Raw genomic sequence first — 23,674 nt, 5'->3', positions numbered from 1 at the left:
TGGTATTATTTTTTAATTTCAAAAATCTCTTTTTTTATTTCTACAGCGTATTCGTTTGGAGCAATTTGCCCTCCAAATGATTTGGCATACACTTTGGTAAACTCAGCTCCAAAATACAAAATGATGGCCGAATAATACACCCAGACCAAAATAATTATTACCGATCCGGCTGCACCGTAAACACTTGCTATTGTTGAATTTCCTAAATAAAATCCAATTGCAAATTTGCCAATCAAAAAAAGAACTGCTGTACATCCGGCGCCAATAAAAGCATCTTTCCATTTTATGACTCCGTCTGGTAAAGTTCGGAATATAATTGCGAAAAGCAATGTGATGCTTACCAAAACGATTATCAAATTTATGACATAAAACAAATACACCGTGTTATCTTCCAAATATATTTTGAGTCTGGAGTTTAAGAGATCTAAAACAGCATTTAACATTAAACTCACCAGCATCAGAAAACCAACAGAAACAATCATCGAGAAAGACATGATTCGGTTTTGAATGAACTTTTTAAGGCCTTTATTGGGTTTGGCACGCAGCCCCCAGATAAAATTAATAGAGCTCTGTATTTCAGCAAAAACACCCGAAGCCCCAATCAGAAGCATTACAACTCCAAAAATCGTTACAAAAACATTACTGTCAGTCAATTGCACATTTTTGATAGCATCCTGAATCTGAATCGCAGCATCGTTGCCTACTAATCGGTTTATTTGTCCGTACAACTCGCCTGTTACCGCCTCTTCTCCAAAAAAGAAACCACAAATTGTTATAATGATAATCAATAAAGGTGGCAATGCAAATATGGTGTAATACGATAAAGCAGCACTTAACTTGATCGCATTGTCGTCATTGAACTCTAAAAAAGTCGTCTTCAGTAAATACCAGGTTTTGGATAAAATATTTCGCTTTTCCACAGGATTCGTTTTTTGATATTCTTTCAAATTTAAAAAATAATTAAACGATTAAATTCCTGTATTACAGACAATTTTTACATTTTTACCATCTTCACCGAAATTTAACTCCTGGCGGAGTTTATTCTGTAAAGATTCAATACTGGTAACATCCATAATCCTCCGAAACTTTTTGTCCCGTAGGGACTAAACAATCTTACCGCCGCTTTCTCTTTTTACTGATAATGGCAAAAAATCCCTTTATCATAAACCGTCCATAAGCTTGCTTTTTGATTGGCTGCTTTTAAGGCACAATTCGCCCAGGTATTACAGGTATAAAAAAGACTATAACTTCCTTTAGCCTCATAAAAAGCGTCTTTGGCTCCATAACTATACCCCTGAATCCACTCCGGGTTTGTGGGATTATTGAAGCTTTCTGAAATATAAGCTACCAGCTTTTGGTAGTTTTCTTTTGAAACCAGTATGCGTTTGCAATTTTCTCCTTCTTTTAAAGGTTTGAAAAATGTAGTATGCATCGCTGACGAACTTACTCCGAATACGGCTTTTAAAGCTGTACTCGCCTTTAAATCCGACCATTCCGGTGTGTGCAGATAAAACCCTTTATCTCCCCAGCCAAAAGCCACAAAGGTTGCCAGTGTATCCTTAGCTTGGGTATGACTGAACTGGATTTCGTTTCGCCAGTCTTTGACTTCATTAACAATTGGAACCACTATATCGGTATGTACTCCATTTGAAAGTATATAAATTGGAATCCCATCTTTTTCATTGACTTCTGCAACATCAGAATTCACCGTGATTTTTGAAGCGATAAGTACTAGTGAGGTATACAAGAAAAGGAAAGTGAAAATTCCGAAAAGAGTCCAGCCCAAAAATTTGAAAGCTTTTTTTAGCATTTTGATTGGTTGTTTTTAGATTAGTAATGGGTTGTTTTTTCTGTAACCAATTTTTAAGCCAAAATTTTTGAAGGCGCAATTTGTTTTAGACCGATTTTGCAGATTTATCAAAAAGAGTTCCGAGCTATAATGGACAGACAAAGGAAATCTACATTTAAAAACACTACAAAGATTAGCGATTTACCTTGTGGAGCTACCTGTAGAGATTTCTCCTTCGTCGAAATGACATACTTTGCGAACTCCTTTTTAAGCATAAAAAAACTGCTGAATTTCTCCAGCAGTTTCCTATATGTTCTGTAATCTTTATTCTATCTAAAAAGATTAAACGTTAAAACGGAAATGCATTACATCACCATCTTTTACGATATATTCTTTTCCTTCAACTTTGAATTTTCCAGCTTCTTTTGCTTTTGCCTCAGAACCGTATTGCACATAATCTTCGTATGAGATTACCTCTGCACGGATGAATCCTTTTTCAAAATCAGTATGAATAACTCCTGCAGCTTGTGGTGCTGTAGCTCCAATATTGATGGTCCAGGCACGTACTTCTTTTACACCAGCGGTAAAGTAAGTTTGTTGTTTTAATAATTTGTAAGCTGCACGAATTAATACCGAAGCTCCAGGCTCAGTTAATCCCATATCTTCAAGGAAAACCTGACGCTCTTCGTAGCTTTCTAACTCCGTAATATCAGCTTCTGCTCCAACTGAAAGAATAATAACCTCAGCATCTTCATCTTTTACCAGTTCACGAACCTGATCTACATATTTGTTTCCGTTTACTGCTGAACTTTCGTCAACATTACAAACATACAATACCGGTTTTGCCGTAATCAACTGGAAAGCTTCCATTAAAACCTCTTCATCATTGCCTTGAGGAACAATAGTTCTGGCTGATTTTGCCTGCAACAACGCTTCTCTGATTCGGTTTAACAAAGCTTCTTCTGTCTGAGCTTCTTTATTTCCGGTTTTAGCCGCGCGTTTTACTTTTTCCAGACGTTTTTCGATTGTTTCTAAATCTTTCAATTGAAGCTCTATATCAATCGTTTCTTTATCACGAATTGGGTTTACATTTCCGTCAACGTGAACAATGTTGTCGTTATCAAAACAACGCAAAACGTGAATAATAGCATTACACTCTCTAATGTTTCCTAAAAACTGGTTTCCAAGACCTTCTCCTTTACTTGCACCTTTTACCAAACCTGCGATATCAACAATATCAACGGTTGCCATTTGTACACGCTCTGGTTTTACTAATTCTTCCAGTTTGTTAATTCTTGGATCCGGAACGTTTACAACCCCAATATTAGGTTCGATTGTACAAAACGGAAAGTTCGCACTTTGCGCTTTTGCATTAGACAAACAATTAAATAATGTTGATTTTCCAACATTTGGTAATCCTACAATTCCTGCTTTCATCTGTTGATTCTATTTGTTTTTTATGTGAACCTGTTTTTTTAAGTTTCTCCTATCCTACCTTCTTGGTATACAGCAGTCTCTTTTAAACAGCTTATAATTTATGTTTTTCCTTATGCATTTCTGCCAAAATATTATTTTTTGGCTTTAAAATTTTGCAAATATAAGATTTAATAGCTCGCAAGTGAAGTAAAAATGACGATTAATGTTTTTCATAACCCTGTCTTGAAAATAATTAAACTTTTTACTAATTTTTTGTTAAAAATACTTACTTTTATAACAAACCAACTAAGAAGAACCAAACCAAATTTAATTAACTATGAAAAAGATTGCATTATTAATAATACTGCTTAACACAGCATTTCTATTTGCCCAAAAAGAAATATCAGGAGTTGTAAGGGATAAGTCGGGTAATCCGCTGCCCGGGGTTAATATTCTTGAAAAAGGAACTACCAATGGCGTATCTACCAATTTTGAAGGCGGTTACCTTATTAAAGTAAAAGAAGGTGCCATTTTAATTTTCAGTTACGTGGGGTATACCAATGTAGAAAAACCCTCTTCAAACAGTAAAACTGACGTTGTTTTAGACGAAAACGGAGGTCAAGTACTGAATGATGTTGTCATTGTAGGATCAAGAAATACAAAAAGAACCGTTGTCAATTCGGCTGTTCCAATTGACGTGATCAATGTACAGGACGTTACGACTCAAAGTGGTAAACTCGAAATCAATCAATTACTGCAATATGTTGCCCCTTCTTTTAATGCCAACAAACAATCGGGTTCTGATGGTGCCGACCACGTTGACCCGGCTTCTTTAAGAGGTTTAGGACCCGATCAAACGCTGGTTTTGATTAACGGAAAAAGAAGACATCAATCGTCATTAATTAACTTATTTGGTACACGCGGACGCGGAAATACCGGAACAGATTTGAATGCAATCCCTGCTACCTCTATCAAACGAATTGAGATCCTTAGAGATGGTGCTGCAGCACAATACGGTTCTGACGCTATTGCCGGTGTTATTAATATTGTGTTAAACGACAATGTCGACGAGTTAACAGGATCTGTAACGTATGGCGTGTTTAACACCAATGCAAAAGGCGATTTTGTGGATGGAACTCCTAACACCAAAAACTTCAGACTGGACCAAAACGGAAATGGAAATTCGTATGGCAAAAATCAGTCTTTTGACGGTGGATCTGTAAAAGTAGCTGCCAATTATGGAGTAGCCATTGGTGAAAAAGGCGGATTTGCCAATTTCACTACGGAGTACATCAATAAAAACAAAACCTTAAGACCTGCTTACGATTTTAGAAAAGGTTTTGGTGATGCCTCTATTCAGGGCTTTAATCTTTTTGGAAATTTAGCCATTCCGGTTTCCGAAAGAACGCAATTTTATGCCTTTGGAGGTCGAAATTACAGAGACACTGATGCTTATGCTTTTACCAGAAACGGAGGAGAAAGAGTTGTTGAATCGGTTTACCCTGGCGGATACACCCCGAGAATTACGTCTAATATTATCGACAATTCTCTGGCAGCAGGTTTCAGAACTAAAACAGCCAGTGGATGGAATATCGACCTTAGTAATACGTATGGTAAAAACCTTTTCCACTACTACATCAAAGGAACTATAAATGCTTCATTGGAAGGGAAATCTCCAACCGAATTTGACGCGGGAGGACATAGTCTGACCCAAAACACGACCAATTTTGATCTTTCTAAAAACTATGATACTGTATTAGACGGTTTAAATCTTGCTTTTGGAGCGGAATACAGAACCGAAAAATTTACCATTTTCTCAGGAGAAGAAGGTTCTTATGCTACTTACGATACGAACGGCAGACCTATAACCGATCCTACCACGCAAAGCGCACCAACAATTCCAAATCCGGATTACGATCCTACTGACCCAACCTCTTCTCCAACAATTTCGAGACCGGGAGGTTCACAAGGTTTTCCAGGATACAGCCCATCGAATACGGTAGATAAAAGCCGTACCAACTTATCTTTATATACAGATGCTGAGCTGGACATTACAGAAGCTTTTTTACTAAGCGCTGCCGTTCGCTTTGAAAACTACAGTGATTTCGGAAGTACTTTAAACGGTAAATTAGCCGCGAGAGTAAAAGCCGGAGAGCATATTAACTTTAGAGGATCTGTAAGTACCGGTTTCCGTGCCCCATCTTTGGCACAAATCTACTACAACCTGCGTTTTACAAACTTTAACGCCGGAGGAGCTACCGAAGTTTTACTTGCGCCAAACAACAGCCCTGTTACCAAAGCTTTTGGAATTCAGAAACTAAACGAAGAAAAAGCAGTAAACGCTTCTTTGGGTTTCACCACTTCTTTTGGCGATTTCACCGCAACAGTTGATGGTTATTATATTAAGGTAAAAGACCGTATTGTTCTTACCGGATATTTTGATGCTACTTCTTTAAACCTTGGTGTGGACAAAGCCCAGTTTTTTGTTAACGGTGTAGATACCAGCACTCATGGTTTAGATTTAGTTCTGGCCTGGAAGAAAAGATTCGGAGAGTCATTGTTTAGTGCAACTTTGGTTGGAAACATCAATGATATGAAAATTAATAATGTGAAAAATGGTACTTTAGACGAGGGTACTTTCTTTGGAAAACGCGAAAAAGCATTCTTATTATCTTCGGCTCCGGACAACAAATTTGGTTTAAACCTAAACTATGCTAAAAATAAATTTGATGCAGGTATCGCATTTACCCGATTCAGCAAAGTTGTTTTAGTAGACTATACAGATGAAAATGATGTGTACAACCCAAGATTAATTACAGATGTAACGGTGGGTTACAAACTGACCAAAAATCTGAAATTAAGCGTTGGAAGCAACAACTTATTTAATGTTTACCCAACCAAACAAGATGAGACAGGCAACACTGAAGCTGGCGGTTACTGGGATGCTGTACAAATGGGCTTTAGCGGAGCTTACTACTATGCAAGACTTGGTTTTAATTTCTAATGAAGTTAAAAACTCCTATTCTCTTCCTGGGCGAAGTCGAAAAAGAAATTCAACTTTAGCCAGTGAGACACATAAAAGCAAAAAAAATCCTGAGTTCAACACTCAGGATTTTTGTTATTTATCTAAAACAGTAAATACTTATTTTTATTATTCAGCATGTAAAAACGCTTGTCTGTTCAACAAAGTTTCTTCGTCTTCAACGTGATTATCATCTGGCACACAACAATCAACCGGACATACGGCAGCACACTGAGGTTCGTCATGAAAACCTTTACACTCAGTACATTTTCCCGGAACGATATAATATACCTCATCAGAAATTGGTGTTTGCGCATCACCTGCATCAACCTCAGTTCCGTCTGGTAAAATTATTTTTCCTGAAAGACTGGTTCCGTCTTTATATCTCCAATCGTCAGCTCCTTCATAAATTGCTGTATTTGGGCATTCTGGTTCGCAAGCCCCACAGTTTATGCATTCGTCAGTTATAATTATTGCCATTTTGTTCTTAGTTACGAGTTAAAAGTTATAAGAATTGCGTTAAAAACGTCAAACATTTTATTCTGCTTTGCCTTATAACTTAATATAGCTTATTTTTGTGCAAAATTACAATCAAAACCTTTCATAAACAAATTACTTATGTTACAAAACGAAAAAAAACAGTCTTTTATAGCACTAGGTCGATTTTTAAGTCAGTTCTCTGAAGCAGAAAACACACGAAATGAATCGGTTTTAGGTAATGAGCTGTTTTTTGATGCTTTCATAAAACTGATTGACCTTTCGCAATCTCATAACGGATGGTACACTCCTGAACAAGTGCATTTTGCCATAAATTCTTGGGCTGAAGCTTTGACGGAAGAAAACCTTGAAAAATGGCTTTCTCCTTATACCGCAGCATTTGAGAAAGCGGGAAAAACAGAAAAAACGGTCGCTTTAATCCTTGCCGGAAATATTCCGTTAGTAGGATTTCATGACTTTTTATCGGTTTTAATCACTGGAAATAAAGCCTTGATAAAAACTTCTTCAAACGATCAGCATTTATTGCCGTTTTTGGCCAAATACCTCATTTTTGTTGATGAAAGTCTAAAAGATAAGATCACTTTCGTAGAAGGCAAACTCGAAAATTTTGATGCCGTAATTGCCACCGGAAGCAACAATACTGCCCGTTACTTTGAATATTACTTTAAAGACAAACCCTCAATCATTCGCAAAAACAGGAATTCGGTAGCGGTTTTAAACGGAAAAGAAACGCATGAGGAATTAGAAGCTCTGGGAGAAGATATTTTCAGATATTTTGGTCTGGGATGCCGCAATGTATCCAAACTTTTTGTTCCAAAAGGATATTCCTTTGATGCCTTTTTTCAGGCTATTTTTAAATATCAGGACGTTATCCATTATGAAAAATATGCTAACAATTACGACTACAACAAAGCCGTATTTTTGATGAGCAACTTCAAACTTCTGGACAATGGCTTTTTAACTTTAAAAGAAGATCCAAGTTACGCCTCTCCTATTTCGAGCGTATTTTATGAATTCTATGAAAACATCGAAGAGCTGCAAGCTCGTTTAGAAGCTGATTCTGAGCAAATTCAATGCATCGTGAGCCATGATCTAATCCAAAACAGCATTACTTTCGGGCAAACCCAGAAACCACGATTGTGGGATTACGCAGATAACATAGATACTATAACGTTTTTGTTAACAACAAAGTAAAAATATGTGCAAATATTTCGAATAATTTATCGCTTTTTCAGGTCCTATTGCCGAAATTTGCGTCTTTAAATTTTTCGACTATTAACAACAACCATGAAAAAACACAACTACAGCGCAGGACCAAGTATTTTACCTCAGGAAGTTTTTGAGAAAGCCTCAAAAGCAATTTTAGATTTTAATGATTCAGGACTCTCTATTCTTGAAATTTCGCACCGAAGTAAAGATTTCGTTGCCGTTATGGAAGAAGCCCGATCCCTTGCTTTAGAATTGTTAGGACTTCAGGGGAAAGGATATCAGGCCCTATTTTTACAAGGCGGTGCCAGCACAGCTTTTCTGATGGCTCCTTACAACTTAATGAAAGAAAACGGAAAAGCAGCTTATTTAGACTCCGGAACCTGGGCAACTGCTGCTATAAAAGAAGCAAAGTTTTTTGGAGAAACTGTTATCGTTGGTTCTTCAAAAGAAGACAATTACAGCCATATTCCAAAAGGATACGAAATACCAAGTGATGCTGATTACTTTCACTGTACCAGCAACAATACTATTTTTGGAACTCAGATGAAAGAATTCCCGACAACTAATGTTCCTGTGGTTTGCGACATGAGTTCTGATATTTTTTCACGTGAACTGGATTTCTCTAAATTTGATTTAATCTATGCCGGTGCTCAAAAGAACATGGGACCTGCAGGAACTACTTTGGTAGTGGTTAAAGAAGAAATACTGGCGAAAAACGGAAGAACAATTCCAAGTATATTAGATTATACCAAACATATCAAAGCAGAAAGTATGTACAACACACCTCCTGTTTTTGCTGTGTATGTTTCGTTATTAACCTTACAATGGGTTAAAGAAAAAGGAGGAATTGCTGCTGTTGAAAAACTAAACAATGCAAAAGCCGACTTACTTTATACAGAAATTGACAGGAACCCATTGTTCAAAGGTACTGCAGCAGTTGAAGATCGTTCTAAAATGAACGTTACTTTCTTATTAAACAATGCCGATCATACTGCAACTTTTGATGCTTTATGGAAAGAAGCCGGAATTTCGGGATTACCAGGACACCGCTCCGTTGGTGGTTACAGAGCTTCAATCTACAATGCGATGTCTATCGAAAGTGTTCAGGTTTTAGTAGATGTAATGAAAGCTTTGGAAACTAAAGTTTAGTTTGCAGTTTACCAAAAATGTGAATGGAACACAGGATTCCTAGCCCCGATAGAAGTGGAAATCCTTTTTTGTTTTTTCTTTAAAAACAAAAAAGATTACTTCACTAAAATATTTATTTTAATCGGAGTTCAGTGAACTTCGTTTGTAACGGATAGCGGGATTAGCTTCTAAACAAAAAAGAAAAAATTATAATATAGGTTTAATCTAATCTGTACGATTAAACAAATAAACACATAAACTAAGATGAAAGTATTAGCCAATGACGGAATTTCAAAAAGTGGAATTCTTGCTTTAGAAAAAGGTGGTTTTGAAGTTATTACTACAAAAGTAGCTCAAGAACAGGTAGCTAACTTTGTAAACGAAAATAATGTAGCGGTGGTTTTAGTACGTAGTGCTACCAAAGTTCGTAAAGACATTATCGATGCCTGTCCGGGACTAAAAATTATTGGTCGTGGTGGTGTTGGTATGGACAACATCGATGTTGATTATGCAAAAAGCAAAGGAATCCATGTGATTAATACACCGGCTTCATCATCAGAATCTGTTGCTGAGTTGGTATTTGGACACTTATTTTCTGGTGTTCGTTTTCTACATGATTCAAACCGAAATATGCCTCTTGAAGGGGATTCTAACTTTGACGGCTTGAAAAAAGCCTACGCAAACGGTACCGAATTAAGAGGAAAAACTCTTGGTATTGTTGGTATTGGACGTATTGGACAAGCTACTGCAAAAATGGCGCTTGGTTTAGGGATGAAAGTAATCGCTGCCGATAGCTTTATTCCTTCTGTAGACGTTAAAGTGGAGTTTTTTGACGGTCAATCTATCACAACCACTATCGTCTCTCAATCTTTAGAATCTTTATTCAAAGAAGCTGATTTTATCACTTTACACGTTCCTGCCCAGGATGGATACATCATTGGAGAGAAAGAACTGGCGATTATGAAAGATGGTGTTGGAATCGTTAACTGTGCCCGTGGTGGTGTTATCGACGAAGTTGCCTTGGTAAAAGCATTGGATTCAGGAAAAGTTGCGTTTGCAGGATTGGACGTTTTTGAAAGCGAACCAAAACCAGAAATGGCTATTTTAATGCACTCTAAAATTTCACTGACGCCGCACATTGGAGCTGCTACAGGAGAAGCACAAGACAGAATCGGTACAGAATTAGCCTCACAAATCATCACTTTATTGAGCTAATGATTTAAAAATAAATTATTTAGAAGGGATTTATTAACATCGTTTAATAAATCCCTTTCTTTTTTTGATTAAATTTGAGTTTAAATTCTAACCTAAATTCTTTTAATCATGTTTGAACAATTAACACAATTAGTACAACAATACGGAGGAGATGCAGTGGTAAACAATTCTGCTGTCCCAAATGAGCATAATGAAGCGGTTATACAGGAAACAAGCTCTTCAATATTTTCAGGATTGCAGAAAATTGCTTCAGAAGGAGGTGCAGAACAATTGGCTGGCTTATTCAACGGAACTTCGAAGTTAGACAGTTCTAACCCTGTTGTACAGCAAATAACGCAGCAATTGAGCGGTAGTCTTGGTGAAAAATTCGGATTAAGCAGCGCCGATTCAGCCGGTGTCGCTTCAAGTATGATTCCGCAGGTTTTAAGTTCTTTAGTAAACAAAGCAAAAGATCCGAACGACAGTAGTTTTAATATCTCTGATATCATAAGCTCTATCTCCGGAAATAGCGGACAGGCTTCGGGCATCATGGAAACCATTAATAAATACGGAATGCAGTTTGGCCTGGACCAAAACAACGATGGAAAAGTAGACGTATCCGATGCCATGGCACTCACTAAAAGCGGAGGACTAGGCGGTTTACTGGGAAAATTGTTTGGAAAATAGTTTCTTTTAAGAGGCAAAGGCCCAAAGCAACAAAGGTTCAGAGTTCTCAAACTAAATCAATAAAAAGGCTGTTTACACAAATGTAAACAGCCTTTCCTCTTTATAGAACAGCTACGCCAAACCTTTAAACCTTTGAACCTCTGTAGCTTTGAACCTTTAAAGCTCAGCACCTTTCTTTACAAACTGTTAAATACCAAAACCTTTTCCTCATTTATTCGTAAATTTAAGGCTCAAACAAAAATTATGAAAAAATATCTTTTTATACTAGTCCTACTGTTTACGATAATAGCATGCTCAACGGCTTCGAAAAAAACTGTTGCAGCAAATACTATCTCTAAGCCAAATACTGCTGTAAACGATACGGTACGCATTGCCAATGACTCTTTGGAATATGAAGTTATTATCATTGATAATGGTTTTAGTACCTGGCTGGCTTCGAGAGCACTTCCGCGAAATTATTATTCGTTAACTTATCTTGAAAACAAGAATAATTTGTACGTAACCGAATGGAACAATCGTGTTTTACAGCCGCAGCGTTACAGTCCGAACTTATATGAAATGCGAATTGATTATCAGCCAACGATTCATTATGGCTACGAAGTAAATTATTTGATTTATAACTATATGATTTATTTTCAAAATACATACAAACAAAAGCTCGCCGGTTATGTTCCTATAAGATAATGTTCTTATATTTGTAATCGTTACAAATAAAGAATGAACAGACTAAAAAAACGTTGGGGCATTACCTCAAATGTACAAGCCATTATAATACTGATTGTTTTTGCCATCACAGGATCGGCATCTGCATGGCTGTCTAAACCCTTTTGCGTTTTACTGGGCATCACCAAAGAAGATTTCGGAGGCTGGTTTACGCTGATCCGATTGCTGATTATTTTTCCAATCTATCAGGTTTTATTAGTAGCCATTGGCACTTTGTTCGGGCAATTCCGTTTCTTTTGGAATTTTGAAAAGAAAATGCTTAAAAATATGGGACTTGGTTTTTTGTTCAAAGATTCAGAACCTCAGTCTTAATTTACCCTAAAAGATTTAAGATTGCTGATTAACGATTGCTGATTTCAGATAGTTTATGGCAGTATAAAATCAACTATTGCGTTGTTTATTTAACAACACCAGATCAAAAATCGTTAATCAGCAATCATAAATATCCCTACTCCTTACTCCCTTTTTGAAAAAAGTAAGTGTAAATCCAGGTTATTGTAAACGAGGGAATAATATCGGTTCCCGGAAGTATTTCTTCTACAAAAGTCAGCACACTCGCTACTTTACCTACCCTTCCCTGATACATTCTGGTCATGATAAAAGCCGCTATCGGCGCCCAGATCAAATCCGCAGGCTCAGCAAAGCCCGGTATACTGTAGGTTAGCATTCCTATCGCATCCAAAGCCAACCCCAAAAGGAGTTTCTTTGTTCTGTCGTCATTCATTACTTTGGCATCCTGCATTTTCATCGTATTTAGAGATTCGAATTTAAAAAGAATTCTTTAAAACAAACTTATTTTTTGATCACAATTTATTTCTTAATTCCCACTTGTCCAGCACCTTCTTTACAAAAAACATGCTTTTCAATCTTCTACCAAAAACCAGACCGATTATTCAGTCGTCTCTATTTTTTTGTTATCTAAGCTTTTCCCGGCTCCATAAAATTGAGATTATCATTTCTATTGCCCTTAAAAACTTGTTCTTAAAATTCTGTTAGCTGGCATTTTTATATCGGAAGAATCTTTGTTTCTTTGTAGAAACAGTTTCAAAATGATCCACGCAAAAAATATACATAAGTTTTACGACAAATTAGAAGTTTTAAAAGGAGTCGATCTGCACATTAAAAAAGGAGAAATTGTTTCGATTGTTGGTGCATCAGGTGCAGGAAAAACAACACTTTTACAAATTTTAGGCACCTTAGACAAACCGGAGAGAAACACAGCATCTTCGCTGACCATCAATGGAGAGAATGTATTAAAACTACAGGACGCTGAAACCGATAATTCGAAAGAAGAAAAAAGATTCAAAATTGTATCGTGGATCGGCGGTGTGTATTCCATTTTATTATTCGTTTATCTGGTCTTCTTCAGAACTAAAAACGAGGATGATTTGATGGAATATGTCGCACTTTTCGCTTTCGCACAGCCTATTTTATCTGTACTGATTTATTTGAATCGTTATTTTAAAAAGAAGAGCAAAAAGGACAAGGTATTGTCTAATTTCCGAAATTTAAATTTAGGCTTTATCTTCCAGTTTCACCAATTATTACCTGAATTTACGGCGCTGGAAAACGTTTGCATTCCGGCTTATATGGCTAACAAACCTAAGGCTGAAGCGGAAAACGAAGCAAAAAAAATCTTAGAATATTTAGGATTATCACATCGCATACATCATAAACCAAATGAACTTTCGGGAGGAGAACAACAAAGAGTTGCTGTCGCCAGAGCGCTAATCAACAAACCCGATGTTATTTTTGCCGATGAACCTTCGGGAAATCTCGACACCCACTCGGCCGAGAACTTACACCAGTTATTCTTCCAGCTTCGCGATGAATTTGGGCAAACTTTCGTAATTGTAACCCACAATGAAGAATTGGCTAATATGGCCGACAGAAAGTTAGTAATGGTGGACGGGTTAATTAGCAATTAAGAACTCCTCAACAATCCGGCAGCCTCTTCCCTTTTAATCATGACACAAAAAGAACTCAAAGAATTTCTCGACGAAAAAGTAACACAATACAACAATCTCGATTTTATCGACAGCGATCCTGTGCAGATTCCGCATTTATTTACTCAGAAAGAAGACATTGAGATTGCTGGTTTTTTGAGTGCCACCATCGCCTGGGGAAATCGTAAAATGATTATTAAGAATTCACATCAAATGATGGAATTAATGGGGAATACGCCTTATGATTTTGTGATGTCACATTCAGATGAGGATCTCGAACGTCTGGAAAACTTCGTACACCGTACTTTTAACGGAAAAGACTTCTCAGGGTTTATAAAAGGATTACAGCATATCTACCAGAACCACAATGGTCTGGAAGCGGTTTTTGCCAAAAATCAGGAAGCCGACAGTTTGCAGAAAAGCATCAGCGAATTTAAAAAGATATTTTTCGAAATCGATCATTTACCGCGAACTCAAAAACACATTTCAGATCCGTTAAACAATTCGGCTGCAAAAAGAATCAACATGTACCTGCGCTGGATGGTACGTCAGGACACCAAAGGCGTCGATTTAGGAATCTGGAAATCCATTTCTCCCGCTGTATTGTCCTGCCCGCTTGATGTACACTCCGGTAACGTAGCCCGAAAATTAGGAATACTGACCCGAAAACAAAATGACGGAAAGGCCTTGACAGAACTTGACCTCAAACTCCGAAAAATGGATCCAATCGATCCGGTAAAATACGACTTTGCTCTTTTTGGATTGGGCGTTTTTGAAGGATTCTAAGCCCGATAAAGCAACCTTTCATTAGCTTTGTTCTGTTTTTTTTCGTAATTTCACTCTATAAAGCAATATTTATGGAGCATTTTATAGGCTATATAAAACACTACGCCATCCCATTATTTGTATTTACAAGTTTAGCTTTAGCACTTGCCTTAATACTCAAAAGAATTCATTATCAATACACGCTACCTTACAGACATCATATTATCCGAAAATCTGAAATTTTCCTGACGGAGATCACACTCTCAAAACCGGAGAAAAGCATACTAAAATATAAAATCGCCAAGTTTAAATCCGAAATTCCCATTCATAAAAACTGGTGCAAAAACATGCTGATCGAAGATATGATTCGGATGAAAAGCAACTTAAAAGGAAAAACAGCCAAAAACATTCTTCTTATTTACAAACAGCTGAACTTAAATCATTATTCAGCAAGTTTACTTCGGGATTTTAGAAAGTATAAAAAATGCGATGGCATTTATCATTTTCAGGCCTTGGGATACAAACCGGGAATTTCACTTTTAAAGAAATACCTGTATCACCCCAACAAAATCATTCGGTCAAATGCCAATGTTGCTTACCTGATTTTAACTCAGGGCGACTGGCAGGCGGTGAATAAAATTCCTGTAAAAGTATCGATTACCACCACCATAAAAATAATGGATGTACTGCATTCACAAAACATCCCAATCCCACCGGAAATAGACGATTGGATCGAATCCGACAATCCAACCATTTTGAAATTGGCGGTAATGACAATGGTTTTTTACAACTACAGAAACAAATCTAAAGAGATCATCAAATTGCTCCGACATGAGAATAAAAGCCTGAGAACCGATGTTATCATCGCCATTCGGGATCTGTACCTGTACGAAGCCGAAGATGATTTACTGCTGCAGTTTGAACAGGAGAATATCGAAATACAATTAGAGATTCTGGACGCGCTGGCCGTAATAGGGTCTGAAAAAACAATTACGTTTTTAAATACCCAAATTCCAAAAGAAGAGACCAAAGACCTTAAATTAAAAATGGTGACTGCTTTAAACAATCTTGATGCAGTACGTTTGGATCAAATGGGAATAGCCGATGCAGATACCAAAAAAATGATTAATCACATTAGAAAATTACAGCTATGATTCCGGATTTTCTATCTCATCTGATTCGCTACTACGATATTTTTGTCGCCTATTTTTCTGTTGGGTATATTTTGTTCTACGTATTCCTCTCCATTTTATCGTATTGGGCAATTATCAAACATTTGAAATATCAGAAATATTTAGACGAAGACGTTTTACTTCGATCCAATCACATACTAGGGGTGTCTATTGTAGCACCTGCTTTTAACGAAGGGGTAAATATTGTCTACAATGTCAAATCCCTGCTTTCTTTAACCTATCCGAAATACGAAATCATTATCGTCAATGATGGAAGTTCTGACGATACACTCGAAAAACTTATTGCCGAATTTGATCTGGTTCAAGTTGATTTTTATTATCAGGAGAAAATAGCCACACAACCTGTTCGCGGGCACTATAAATCAAAAAATCCCGTGTATTCAAAACTACTGATTGTAGACAAGATCAACGGAAAAAGCAAAGCCGACGCAACAAATGCCGGAATAAATTCCTCGCAGTACCCCTTATTTTTATGTACGGATGTGGATTGTATTTTAAAAAGAGATACTATTCTAAAACTGGCCAAACCGTTCATGGAAAACGAAACTCGTGTTATTGCATGTGGTGCCGGAATCAGGATTTCAAACTCCTGCGACATTAAGGAAGGTTTTTTGTTTAAAGTTCACTATCCCAAAGAATGGTATCCGCGTTTTCAGGAGTTAGAATATGTGCGTTCTTTTATATTTGGAAGAATGGCCTGGAGTCAGCTAAACGGCTTGCTTCTGGTTTCAGGAGGTCTGGGTATGTTTGACAAAGATATTGTAATTAAAGCAGGCGGATACTGGCACCAGTCTTTGGGCGAAGATATGGAACTAGTTACCCGAATGCGCAGATACATGCACGACAATAAAGAGAAATTTTTAATCAAATACATCCCCGAATCACTTTGCTGGACCGAAGTACCGGCTACCCGAAAAATATTCTTGCGGCAGCGCATTCGCTGGGCACGAGGATTGGTGCAAACCTTACAGCTGCATCGAAAAATGTTTTTAAATCCGAAGTACGGACGAACCGCATTCCTGGTGTTGCCTTACTTTTTTAGTTTCGAATTCTTGGTTCCGATTGTTGAATTTATTGGTATTATAACCCTGATTTCGAGTTTTATATTTGGCCTTATCGATTACCAGTATTTACTCATAATAAGTCTTTTGGTTTATTTATTTTACCTCTCCATCACCATAATATCCATATTGATTGATGAAATACTCTATAAAAGTTACGCCAATTATAAAGAACTAATGATTCTTATCGGGATGGCCGCCCTTGAACCTTTTGTTTACCATCCTGTCACCATTTATGCCTCGTTAAAAGGGTATTGGCTCTTTTTCCGCAGAAAAGAACAAAACTGGGGTGTGATGATTCGAAAAGGATATGCAAGTCCAACTAAAAAATAACAGGATGATGAACCATAACAGAACTATACCTCTTATACAGCTGTTTCTTTGTTTCTTTTTCTTGACCTTTCAAACCGTGAAAGGACAAAAAGTAGACACCGATAGTCTTCTGACTGTGGTGCTCAAAGACATGAAAAGCATCCGTCCGGATTATAAGACCAATATTCAAAGAGCTTTGTTAGGGAAAAAACTGGCTCCGGATTATCTTGATTTTTATCTCGTATTGGGTCGGAACTATGATTTGACGAAAGCAAAAGACAGCGCCCGGTTTTACTACAACTATGTGATTGATAAAAGCCCAAAATACGAAGATGCCTATCTGTATCTGATCAATATAGATCTGGAAGTCAAAAATTACGACAATGCTTTGGTATTAACCGATAAAGCGATTGAATCGTTTCCAGACAACAAAACCTTCCGACTTAAAAGAATCGCTATCTATTCTCTGCAAAATGACGCTAAAAATGAAGAAAAAGAGCTAAAATCGATTCGGGCAAAATATCCTAATGATGCCGACATCGAGCAGCGTCTTTTTACCTTATACTCCAAAACCAATATCGACCGAGCAGGTGCTTACTACAACTACACCACAATTGATCGTGACGGTGTTGGTCCCTGGCATCTGGTAAGTGCCGATTATATGCGGCAACGTACCTGGGGAAGTATAATTGGAAAAGTTAGTTATGCCAAAAGACTTTCCTCCAGTCTGGTTATGGCTAGCGGACTCCAGTTTGAAGTGGAATCTTATCTTTCGGGAAAGAAAAACAACTATTCGTATATTGATGTTGCGTACAGCAAAGACAGTGCTTTTCCGGAATGGAGACTGGGGTATTCCTATTTCTATAATTTCAACAAAGGCTGGGAGGCCGATTTAGGGTTTCGTTTTATTGAAATGCAAGACAACAGCAATTTAAAAACACTAAATGTGGGTCTCGGAAAATATTTCGGCTCCTATTGGGTCAATTTACGGTCCTACATTCAAAAAGACGGTCCTTCGTTTACCCTGACTTCACGTTATTATTACGGAACTAAACTTGACTATATCACTGTAATTGCGGGTTACGGAACGTCACCGGACGACCAGACCAGATCGGCAGAATATCAAAACAGAGCTTCTTTAAGTTCCTATCGATTGAGTGCCGGCTTTTATAAATTAATCAAAAACCACTATATTTTTGGTCTATTAATCACAGACAATCAACAGGAATATACCGCCAAGAAATTTCAAAACGAGCTTGATTTTGCTTTTATACTGCAATACAAATTCTAAACCGTATGAAAAAAAAGCAACCTCCTTATCTCCTAATTTTTCTCTTCACCCTGCTTAGCTTTAAGATGATGGCACAATCTGAAATCATAATATCCGATCAAAACAAGATTATTGCAACAGCCGAAAATACTCAGGCAGCAGCAGGAATCCTGAAAACGTATCTTGATAAAGCCATTTCGAAACCCTTTCAAATTATATCTGAAAGCAAAAAAGAAAGTACTACGTCCGAAATCGTTCTGGAAATTTCTAGTGATAAAAAACTTAAAGCAAATGAATTCACCATCAAAAGTGATTCAAAATCCATTTATATAACGGCTCCAAATCAAAAATACCTGCGTTATGCCGTGTATTCTTTATTGGAAATCTGGGAGTTTCGAAAATTCACCGCCACCGAAACCTACATTCCGAAAGTAACTCAATTTACTTTTGCAAAAAACACCAGCAAAACCTACCAGCCTGCCTTTGATTACAGAGCCTTGTTCTACCCCGATTGTTACGATGAGGATTTCAGGGACTGGCACAAGCTCGACTGGCAGCTTGACGATTTTGGACTTTGGGGACATTCTTTTAGTACGCTTGTTCCGCCAAAAGAGTATTTTAAAAACAACCCCAAACTTTTTGCTTTGTACGAAGGCGAGCGAAATACCGAATCTTTGTGTATGACCAATGATACTGTTGTGCGTTTGATCGAGAAAAACCTGGCCGAAATTATCGCAAAAACGCCCAATGCTCAATTCTATTCCGTAAGTCAGAACGATGATGTCGTGTATTGCGAATGTACCGAATGCCGGGCCATGAACCACAAATATGGCGGCCCGCAGGGTTCATTTTATTATTTTTTGAATAAAATTGCAGCTCGTTTTCCTAAAACAAAAATTACGACCCTGGCCTATCTTCATACCTTCAAACCTCCTGTAAATTTAAAAATAGCACCCAACATTTATACTATTTTATGCCCAATCGAACTGGACCGTGCTAAGCCGGTTAGCCCTCAGAGTGCCCCTTCGTTTGTGAAAAATTTAGAAAACTGGAGTGCAGCTTCGCCACACCTCTTTTTATGGGATTATACGGTGCAGTTCTCCAATTTCATGTCACCCTTTCCTAATTTTAACTCTTTTCAGGACAATTATAAGCTCTTTAAAAAGAACAAAGTAAAAGGGTTATTTGTACAGGGCTATGCTGATGTTCCCGGAGATTTTTCAGAATTGCGGCAATATCTTCTCGCCAAATTAATGTGGAATACGGATATTGATCTCAAAGCTGTTACAGCCGACTTTTTTAGAGGTTTTTACGGAAAATCAGCTCCTTTCGTGGCAAAATATGTCGAACTGCTGCAAGCCAATCAAAACAAAAGCAACGCTTATTTAGACATCTATTCAGGCCCCGTTCAGGCCCGAAATACTTTCCTGACTCCCGAAGCTATGGACCAATACGATCGCTTGCTCGAACAGGCGTACGCGGCCGTTGAAAATGATTCAATCTTAAGCTCACGTGTTCATAAATTACGACTGGCTTTAGAATTTGTCTACTTTGAACAAGCTAAATTTTATGGAAAAAACCAACACGGTATGTTTATCGTAAATGCCAATGGAGAAAAAGAAGTAAAAAAAGGTTTAACAGAAAGAGTTTTAAAATTTGCTCAATCCTGTAAGCAATTCGGAATTTATGAATTGAGCGAAGACGGGCTTTCTCCGGATAATTATTATAAAGAATGGGTTGAAATTTGCAAAAACACAACCACTCATTTGGGTGAGGATTTAAACGTTACCTTTATAACACCTCCCTCAGCTGAATTTAAAGGTAAAGGAAGTTATGGTTTGGTTGACGGAAACAGAGGTTACAAAGATTTTAACAGTAACTGGATTGGATGGTACGACATCAATCCCGAAATTGAAATCGAAACCAAAAACCTTATTTTTAATACCCTGAAATTAAATTTCCTAAGCGATCAGAGACATTGGATTTTCACACCCAAAAGCATCAAAATATACGGTTTCAAAAATCAGAAATGGGAACTTATAAACGACCAAATTTGTGACATTTTAACAGAAGACTACGAAATTACAACAAAATCATGGGAACTTAGAAATCCGATCTTCAGTAGTTTTGCCAAAATTAAAATCGTCGCAGAGAACCAGAAAGAACTGCCTGCCTGGAGAAAACGAAAAAACAAAAAAGCTATGATAATGCTGGACGAGATAGAATTGTTTAAAAAATAAGAGTCAAAATGGATACTGCTGATAAAAAAATTATGATCATCGATAATGATGACATGACTGTTGAAATTCTAAAATTCATTCTTAAAAAAGAAGGATATAAAGTTAGTATTGCAAAAGATGGTATCAGCGCCATGGAGCGCCTGCCGGTTATAATGCCCGATTTGGTCATTACCACGATTACAATTCCGCTTAAATCCGGTCTGGAAATTATTAATGAAATCAAACAAAATTACAACAACATTCGCGTTATCGCACTTTCTTCACTTGGAGAAGAGGAAAACACCGTTGAAGAAGCTTTTGAACTTGGTGTAGACGATTTTATTGCAAAACCCTTTAATCCAAATGAGCTTTTGTTGCGAATAAAACGATTTTTATAGTATTTCAAACCGCTTTTTTGAGAAATACGAATGCCCTAAACCATCGTAATTTCTAAGAAACATCAATTTTCAGCTATTTATAGCTATATTTGCACAAAATTTAATGCAAATGAGCACTTTCGAAAAATTCAATCTCCCAAAATCAGTACAAAAAGCAATCGACGAATTAGGCTTTGTTACGCCTACCCCTATTCAGGAAAAATCTTTTGCCGTGATTATGTCTGGCCGGGACATGATGGGAATTGCGCAAACCGGTACCGGTAAAACGTTTGCTTACTTACTACCACTTTTAAAACTATACAAATTTACCAATACCAATACACCTAAAATTGTAATTCTGGTTCCAACGCGTGAATTAGTAGTTCAGGTTGTAGAAGAAGTAGAGAAATTAACCAAATACATGTCGGTTAAAACACTTGGTATTTTTGGTGGGGTAAACATCAATACACAAAAAAAGGCCGTATACGAAGGTGTTGATATCCTAGTAGGAACTCCTGGTAGGACCATGGATTTAGCCTTGGATGCTGTGGTACGTTTTGATGAAACTCAAAAATTAGTCATTGATGAGTTTGACGAAATGCTGAATTTAGGTTTCCGTACACAATTGACGGCCCTTTTGGCCATGATGAAAACCAAACGTCAGAACATACTATTTTCAGCAACTATGACAGATGAGGTTGATGCTGTACTAAATGACTTTTTTGACTTTCCGGAAGAAGTAACACTTGCTGCTTCGGGAACTCCATTGGAAAAAATCACACAGATTACTTATAATGTTCCGAATTTCAACACGAAAGTAAATCTCCTAAAACATTTACTTGAGACCAACGAAAGCATGGAACGTGTTTTGGTTTTCGTAAACAATAAAAAGATTTCGGATATGCTTCATACCCGAATCGAAGAGGATTTTGAAGGACAGTTTGGGGTAATTCACTCCAACAAATCTCAAAATTACCGTTTGAGTACCATGGCAGAATTCCAGGAAGGAAATCTCCGCGGATTAATCACTACAGACATTATGGCGAGAGGTTTAGATATTTCGAACATCTCTCACGTTATTAACTTCGAACTTCCTGAATTCCCGGAACTGTACATGCACAGAATTGGTCGTACTGGTCGTGCCGATGCTACAGGAACCGCTATTAGTTTCATCACACCACGTGAAGAAGAATTTAAAGTAGAAGTGGAAGTATTAATGAATCAGGAACTTGAAATTGCAGATTTCCCGGAAGAAGTAGAAATTTCAACCAAGTTAATTGAACCTGAAAAAGACAGACAGCCTATTAAGTTTTTAATGAAAAAACAAAAACTTGATGGTGATGGTGCCTTTCACGAAAAAGCCAAAAAGAATAAAAAAGTCAATCTTGGAGGTCCTTCCAAAACAAAAAAGAAAACCCACGGATCTGTCAATCGTAACATGCTAAAAACGAGAGACAAGAAGAGAAAGGATAAGGATAAATAGTCTTTTTTTAAAAGGTACTAAGGGGCTAAGGTTCTGAGGGACTAGGGATTAAGTAGAAAGCTCAAAATATTGAATTAAGTTATTCTTCATTCAATATTTTGAGCTTTTTTTATTGTTCAAACTCAGAACCTCAGTCCCTTAGAACCTTAGCAGTTTAGCAGCTATATTTTAGTAAACACCAACCCCACCGGAGAACACAATCCGATTCTTTTTCCGGTATCGGTTAATTTTCCTGTTGTTTTGTCTCTTTTAAAAATAATTATATCATTGGTATACTGGTGCCCTACTAACAGATAATTCCCCGTAGGATCAATTGCGAAATCTCTTGGGCCTTTTCCTAAAGTACTGATTTGCTCTACCAGTTCGATTCCGCCTTCTTTTTGGATTTTATAAACGGCAACCGAATTGGCATCTACGCGGTCTGTAACATATAAAAATGCTCCGTCAGGTGAAATTTTAATGGCTGCAGCTCCTGTTCCGCCTTTAAATCCTTTTGGCAAAATACTCGTTTCGGCAATTGCTTTCAGGTTTCCGTTTTTATCCAAACTAAAAGTAGTCAGCGTACCGTCTAATTCCTGAACCAGATATACAAATTTACCATCTTTGCTAAACGTTAGATGTCTTGGTCCGCTTCCCGGTTTTACATCTACAGTTCCCTTTAACGTTAAGATCTCATTTTTAGAAATGGGATTGTACTTATAAATAAAAACCTTATCGAGACCTAAATCGTTAGCTAAAACAAATTTCTTATCCGGTGAAAAAGCAAGCATATGCACGTGTGCTTTCTCCTGACGTGCCACATTGGTGCCTTTTCCTTCATGCTGAACCAGCTGCTGTACTTCGGAAATACTTCCATCCGTATTCTTTTTGAAAACAGCGATATTGCCTCCCGAATAATTCGCGACAAGCACATTTTTATCATCGTTAATCAAATGACAAGGATCAGCGCCCAAAGCATCATTTTTATTCAGAAAGCTAAGTTTTCCGTTTGCGGCATCGTAACCAAAAGCACTCACCGAGCTTTGAGGTCCGTTTTCGTTTACCGCATAAACAAACTTATTATCTGCCGAGACCGACAAATAACTTGGACTCACAACGCTTTCAGAAGAATTTTTCAATTTAAAAGCACCCGAATCGGCATCAAATTCATAAACATAGATTCCGTTACTCTGGCAGGTATTCGTATAAGTCCCTACCAGCAAATTGAATTTGTTCTGAGCCTGCAAACCTGCGCAGAAAAAAGCAGAAAAAAGCAATATAGATAATCTCTTCATAATTTTGAGTTGTTTGTTGAATACGCTAAAATAGGGAATAATATCTTTTCTGATCCCATTTTTTTGTTACAAAACGGATTACAAAAGTTACATTTTTCAAACCATACG

Annotated in this window: 20 protein-coding genes and 2 pseudogenes; 16 read left to right on the top strand and 6 right to left on the bottom strand. The window is 37.3% G+C overall.

Annotated elements, in window-relative coordinates; all coding sequences use genetic code 11:
• Positions 1 to 5 precede the first annotated feature (5 nt).
• The 3 genes from OLM61_RS15035 to ychF all read right to left on the bottom strand — a co-directional run bounded on the left by OLM61_RS15035 (position 6) and on the right by ychF (position 3,226).
• Positions 6 to 920: a YihY/virulence factor BrkB family protein gene (locus OLM61_RS15035; protein ID WP_264523449.1), complete on the bottom strand. Its 915-nt coding sequence runs from the start codon at positions 918 to 920 to the stop codon at positions 6 to 8.
• Between the two features lie 212 nt (positions 921 to 1,132).
• The gene (locus tag OLM61_RS15030) at positions 1,133 to 1,810 is read right to left on the bottom strand and encodes a TIGR02117 family protein (RefSeq protein ID WP_264523448.1); all 678 of its coding nucleotides are present in this window, start codon (positions 1,808 to 1,810) and stop codon (positions 1,133 to 1,135) included.
• A gap of 321 nt (positions 1,811 to 2,131) precedes the next feature.
• Entirely contained in the window at positions 2,132 to 3,226 is a 1,095-nt protein-coding gene (gene ychF / locus OLM61_RS15025) for a redox-regulated ATPase YchF (protein ID WP_264523447.1), read from the bottom strand.
• Positions 3,227 to 3,542: 316 nt separating this feature from the next.
• Between ychF and OLM61_RS15020 the strand changes: the two genes are divergently transcribed.
• Positions 3,543 to 6,209, top strand: coding sequence for a TonB-dependent receptor (locus OLM61_RS15020; protein WP_264523446.1), 2,667 nt, complete (start codon positions 3,543 to 3,545; stop codon positions 6,207 to 6,209).
• Between the two features lie 147 nt (positions 6,210 to 6,356).
• Here the strand turns inward: OLM61_RS15020 and OLM61_RS15015 are convergent, their stop codons facing one another.
• Entirely contained in the window at positions 6,357 to 6,707 is a 351-nt protein-coding gene (locus OLM61_RS15015; protein ID WP_263360410.1) for a 4Fe-4S dicluster domain-containing protein, read from the bottom strand.
• A gap of 138 nt (positions 6,708 to 6,845) precedes the next feature.
• Here OLM61_RS15015 and OLM61_RS15010 point away from each other — a divergent pair, with 138 nt between their 5' ends.
• The 6 genes from OLM61_RS15010 to OLM61_RS14985 all read left to right on the top strand — a co-directional run bounded on the left by OLM61_RS15010 (position 6,846) and on the right by OLM61_RS14985 (position 11,978).
• Positions 6,846 to 7,919 (top strand): acyl-CoA reductase, encoded by a 1,074-nt coding sequence (locus tag OLM61_RS15010; protein WP_264523445.1) that lies wholly within the window; start codon positions 6,846 to 6,848, stop codon positions 7,917 to 7,919.
• 93 nt (positions 7,920 to 8,012) lie between these two features.
• Entirely contained in the window at positions 8,013 to 9,083 is a 1,071-nt protein-coding gene (serC, locus tag OLM61_RS15005; protein WP_264523444.1) for a 3-phosphoserine/phosphohydroxythreonine transaminase, read from the top strand.
• 243 nt (positions 9,084 to 9,326) lie between these two features.
• Positions 9,327 to 10,277 carry a D-2-hydroxyacid dehydrogenase gene (locus tag OLM61_RS15000; protein WP_264523443.1) on the top strand — a complete coding sequence of 317 codons (951 nt, stop codon included), beginning with the start codon at positions 9,327 to 9,329 and terminating at the stop codon, positions 10,275 to 10,277.
• 108 nt (positions 10,278 to 10,385) lie between these two features.
• Positions 10,386 to 10,943 carry a hypothetical protein gene (locus tag OLM61_RS14995; RefSeq protein ID WP_264523442.1) on the top strand — a complete coding sequence of 186 codons (558 nt, stop codon included), beginning with the start codon at positions 10,386 to 10,388 and terminating at the stop codon, positions 10,941 to 10,943.
• 243 nt (positions 10,944 to 11,186) lie between these two features.
• On the top strand, positions 11,187 to 11,627 hold the full coding sequence (locus tag OLM61_RS14990) for a DUF6146 family protein (RefSeq protein ID WP_264523441.1): 441 nt from the start codon (positions 11,187 to 11,189) through the stop codon (positions 11,625 to 11,627).
• A gap of 33 nt (positions 11,628 to 11,660) precedes the next feature.
• Positions 11,661 to 11,978, top strand: a complete 318-nt coding sequence (locus OLM61_RS14985; RefSeq protein WP_264523440.1) for a DUF6787 family protein — start codon at positions 11,661 to 11,663, stop codon at positions 11,976 to 11,978.
• Positions 11,979 to 12,114: 136 nt separating this feature from the next.
• Here OLM61_RS14985 and OLM61_RS14980 read toward each other — a convergent pair whose 3' ends face one another.
• A complete protein-coding gene (locus OLM61_RS14980) occupies positions 12,115 to 12,414 on the bottom strand; it encodes a hypothetical protein (RefSeq protein WP_264523439.1) in 300 nt (99 codons plus the stop codon).
• A 301-nt stretch (positions 12,415 to 12,715) separates the two neighbouring features.
• Between OLM61_RS14980 and OLM61_RS20910 the strand changes: the two are divergent.
• From OLM61_RS20910 to OLM61_RS14940, 9 genes and pseudogenes are all read left to right on the top strand, one after another.
• Positions 12,716 to 12,940: pseudogene (locus tag OLM61_RS20910) on the top strand (ATP-binding cassette domain-containing protein); the annotation flags it as partial.
• 204 nt (positions 12,941 to 13,144) lie between these two features.
• Positions 13,145 to 13,594 (top strand): annotated as a pseudogene (locus OLM61_RS20905) (ABC transporter ATP-binding protein); the annotation flags it as partial.
• A gap of 39 nt (positions 13,595 to 13,633) precedes the next feature.
• Positions 13,634 to 14,398, top strand: a complete 765-nt coding sequence (locus OLM61_RS14970; RefSeq protein ID WP_264523437.1) for a TIGR02757 family protein — start codon at positions 13,634 to 13,636, stop codon at positions 14,396 to 14,398.
• Positions 14,399 to 14,469: 71 nt separating this feature from the next.
• Entirely contained in the window at positions 14,470 to 15,531 is a 1,062-nt protein-coding gene (locus OLM61_RS14965) for a HEAT repeat domain-containing protein (protein WP_264523436.1), read from the top strand.
• Positions 15,528 to 16,964, top strand: coding sequence for a glycosyltransferase family 2 protein (locus OLM61_RS14960; RefSeq protein WP_264523435.1), 1,437 nt, complete (start codon positions 15,528 to 15,530; stop codon positions 16,962 to 16,964). Before OLM61_RS14965 ends, OLM61_RS14960 begins: the two co-directional genes overlap by 4 nt.
• A 76-nt stretch (positions 16,965 to 17,040) precedes the next feature.
• Positions 17,041 to 18,234, top strand: a complete 1,194-nt coding sequence (locus tag OLM61_RS14955) for a YaiO family outer membrane beta-barrel protein (protein WP_264523434.1) — start codon at positions 17,041 to 17,043, stop codon at positions 18,232 to 18,234.
• 5 nt (positions 18,235 to 18,239) lie between these two features.
• On the top strand, positions 18,240 to 20,453 hold the full coding sequence (locus tag OLM61_RS14950) for a DUF4838 domain-containing protein (RefSeq protein WP_264523433.1): 2,214 nt from the start codon (positions 18,240 to 18,242) through the stop codon (positions 20,451 to 20,453).
• Between the two features lie 8 nt (positions 20,454 to 20,461).
• Positions 20,462 to 20,830: a response regulator transcription factor gene (locus tag OLM61_RS14945; RefSeq protein WP_264523432.1), complete on the top strand. Its 369-nt coding sequence runs from the start codon at positions 20,462 to 20,464 to the stop codon at positions 20,828 to 20,830.
• 109 nt (positions 20,831 to 20,939) lie between these two features.
• Complete coding sequence (locus OLM61_RS14940; RefSeq protein WP_264523431.1) at positions 20,940 to 22,292, top strand: DEAD/DEAH box helicase; 1,353 nt, start codon at positions 20,940 to 20,942, stop codon at positions 22,290 to 22,292.
• Positions 22,293 to 22,453: 161 nt separating this feature from the next.
• On the opposite strand, the gene OLM61_RS14935 is transcribed toward OLM61_RS14940, so the two are convergent.
• Positions 22,454 to 23,566, bottom strand: a complete 1,113-nt coding sequence (locus OLM61_RS14935) for a lactonase family protein (protein ID WP_264523430.1) — start codon at positions 23,564 to 23,566, stop codon at positions 22,454 to 22,456.
• Positions 23,567 to 23,674: the final 108 nt, after the last annotated feature.

This window comes from Flavobacterium sp. N502536 (assembly GCF_025947345.1).
GTDB lineage: Bacteria > Bacteroidota > Bacteroidia > Flavobacteriales > Flavobacteriaceae > Flavobacterium.
The sequence above is the reverse complement of the archived record's forward strand: the minus strand, read 5'-3'. Positions and strand labels throughout refer to the sequence as shown.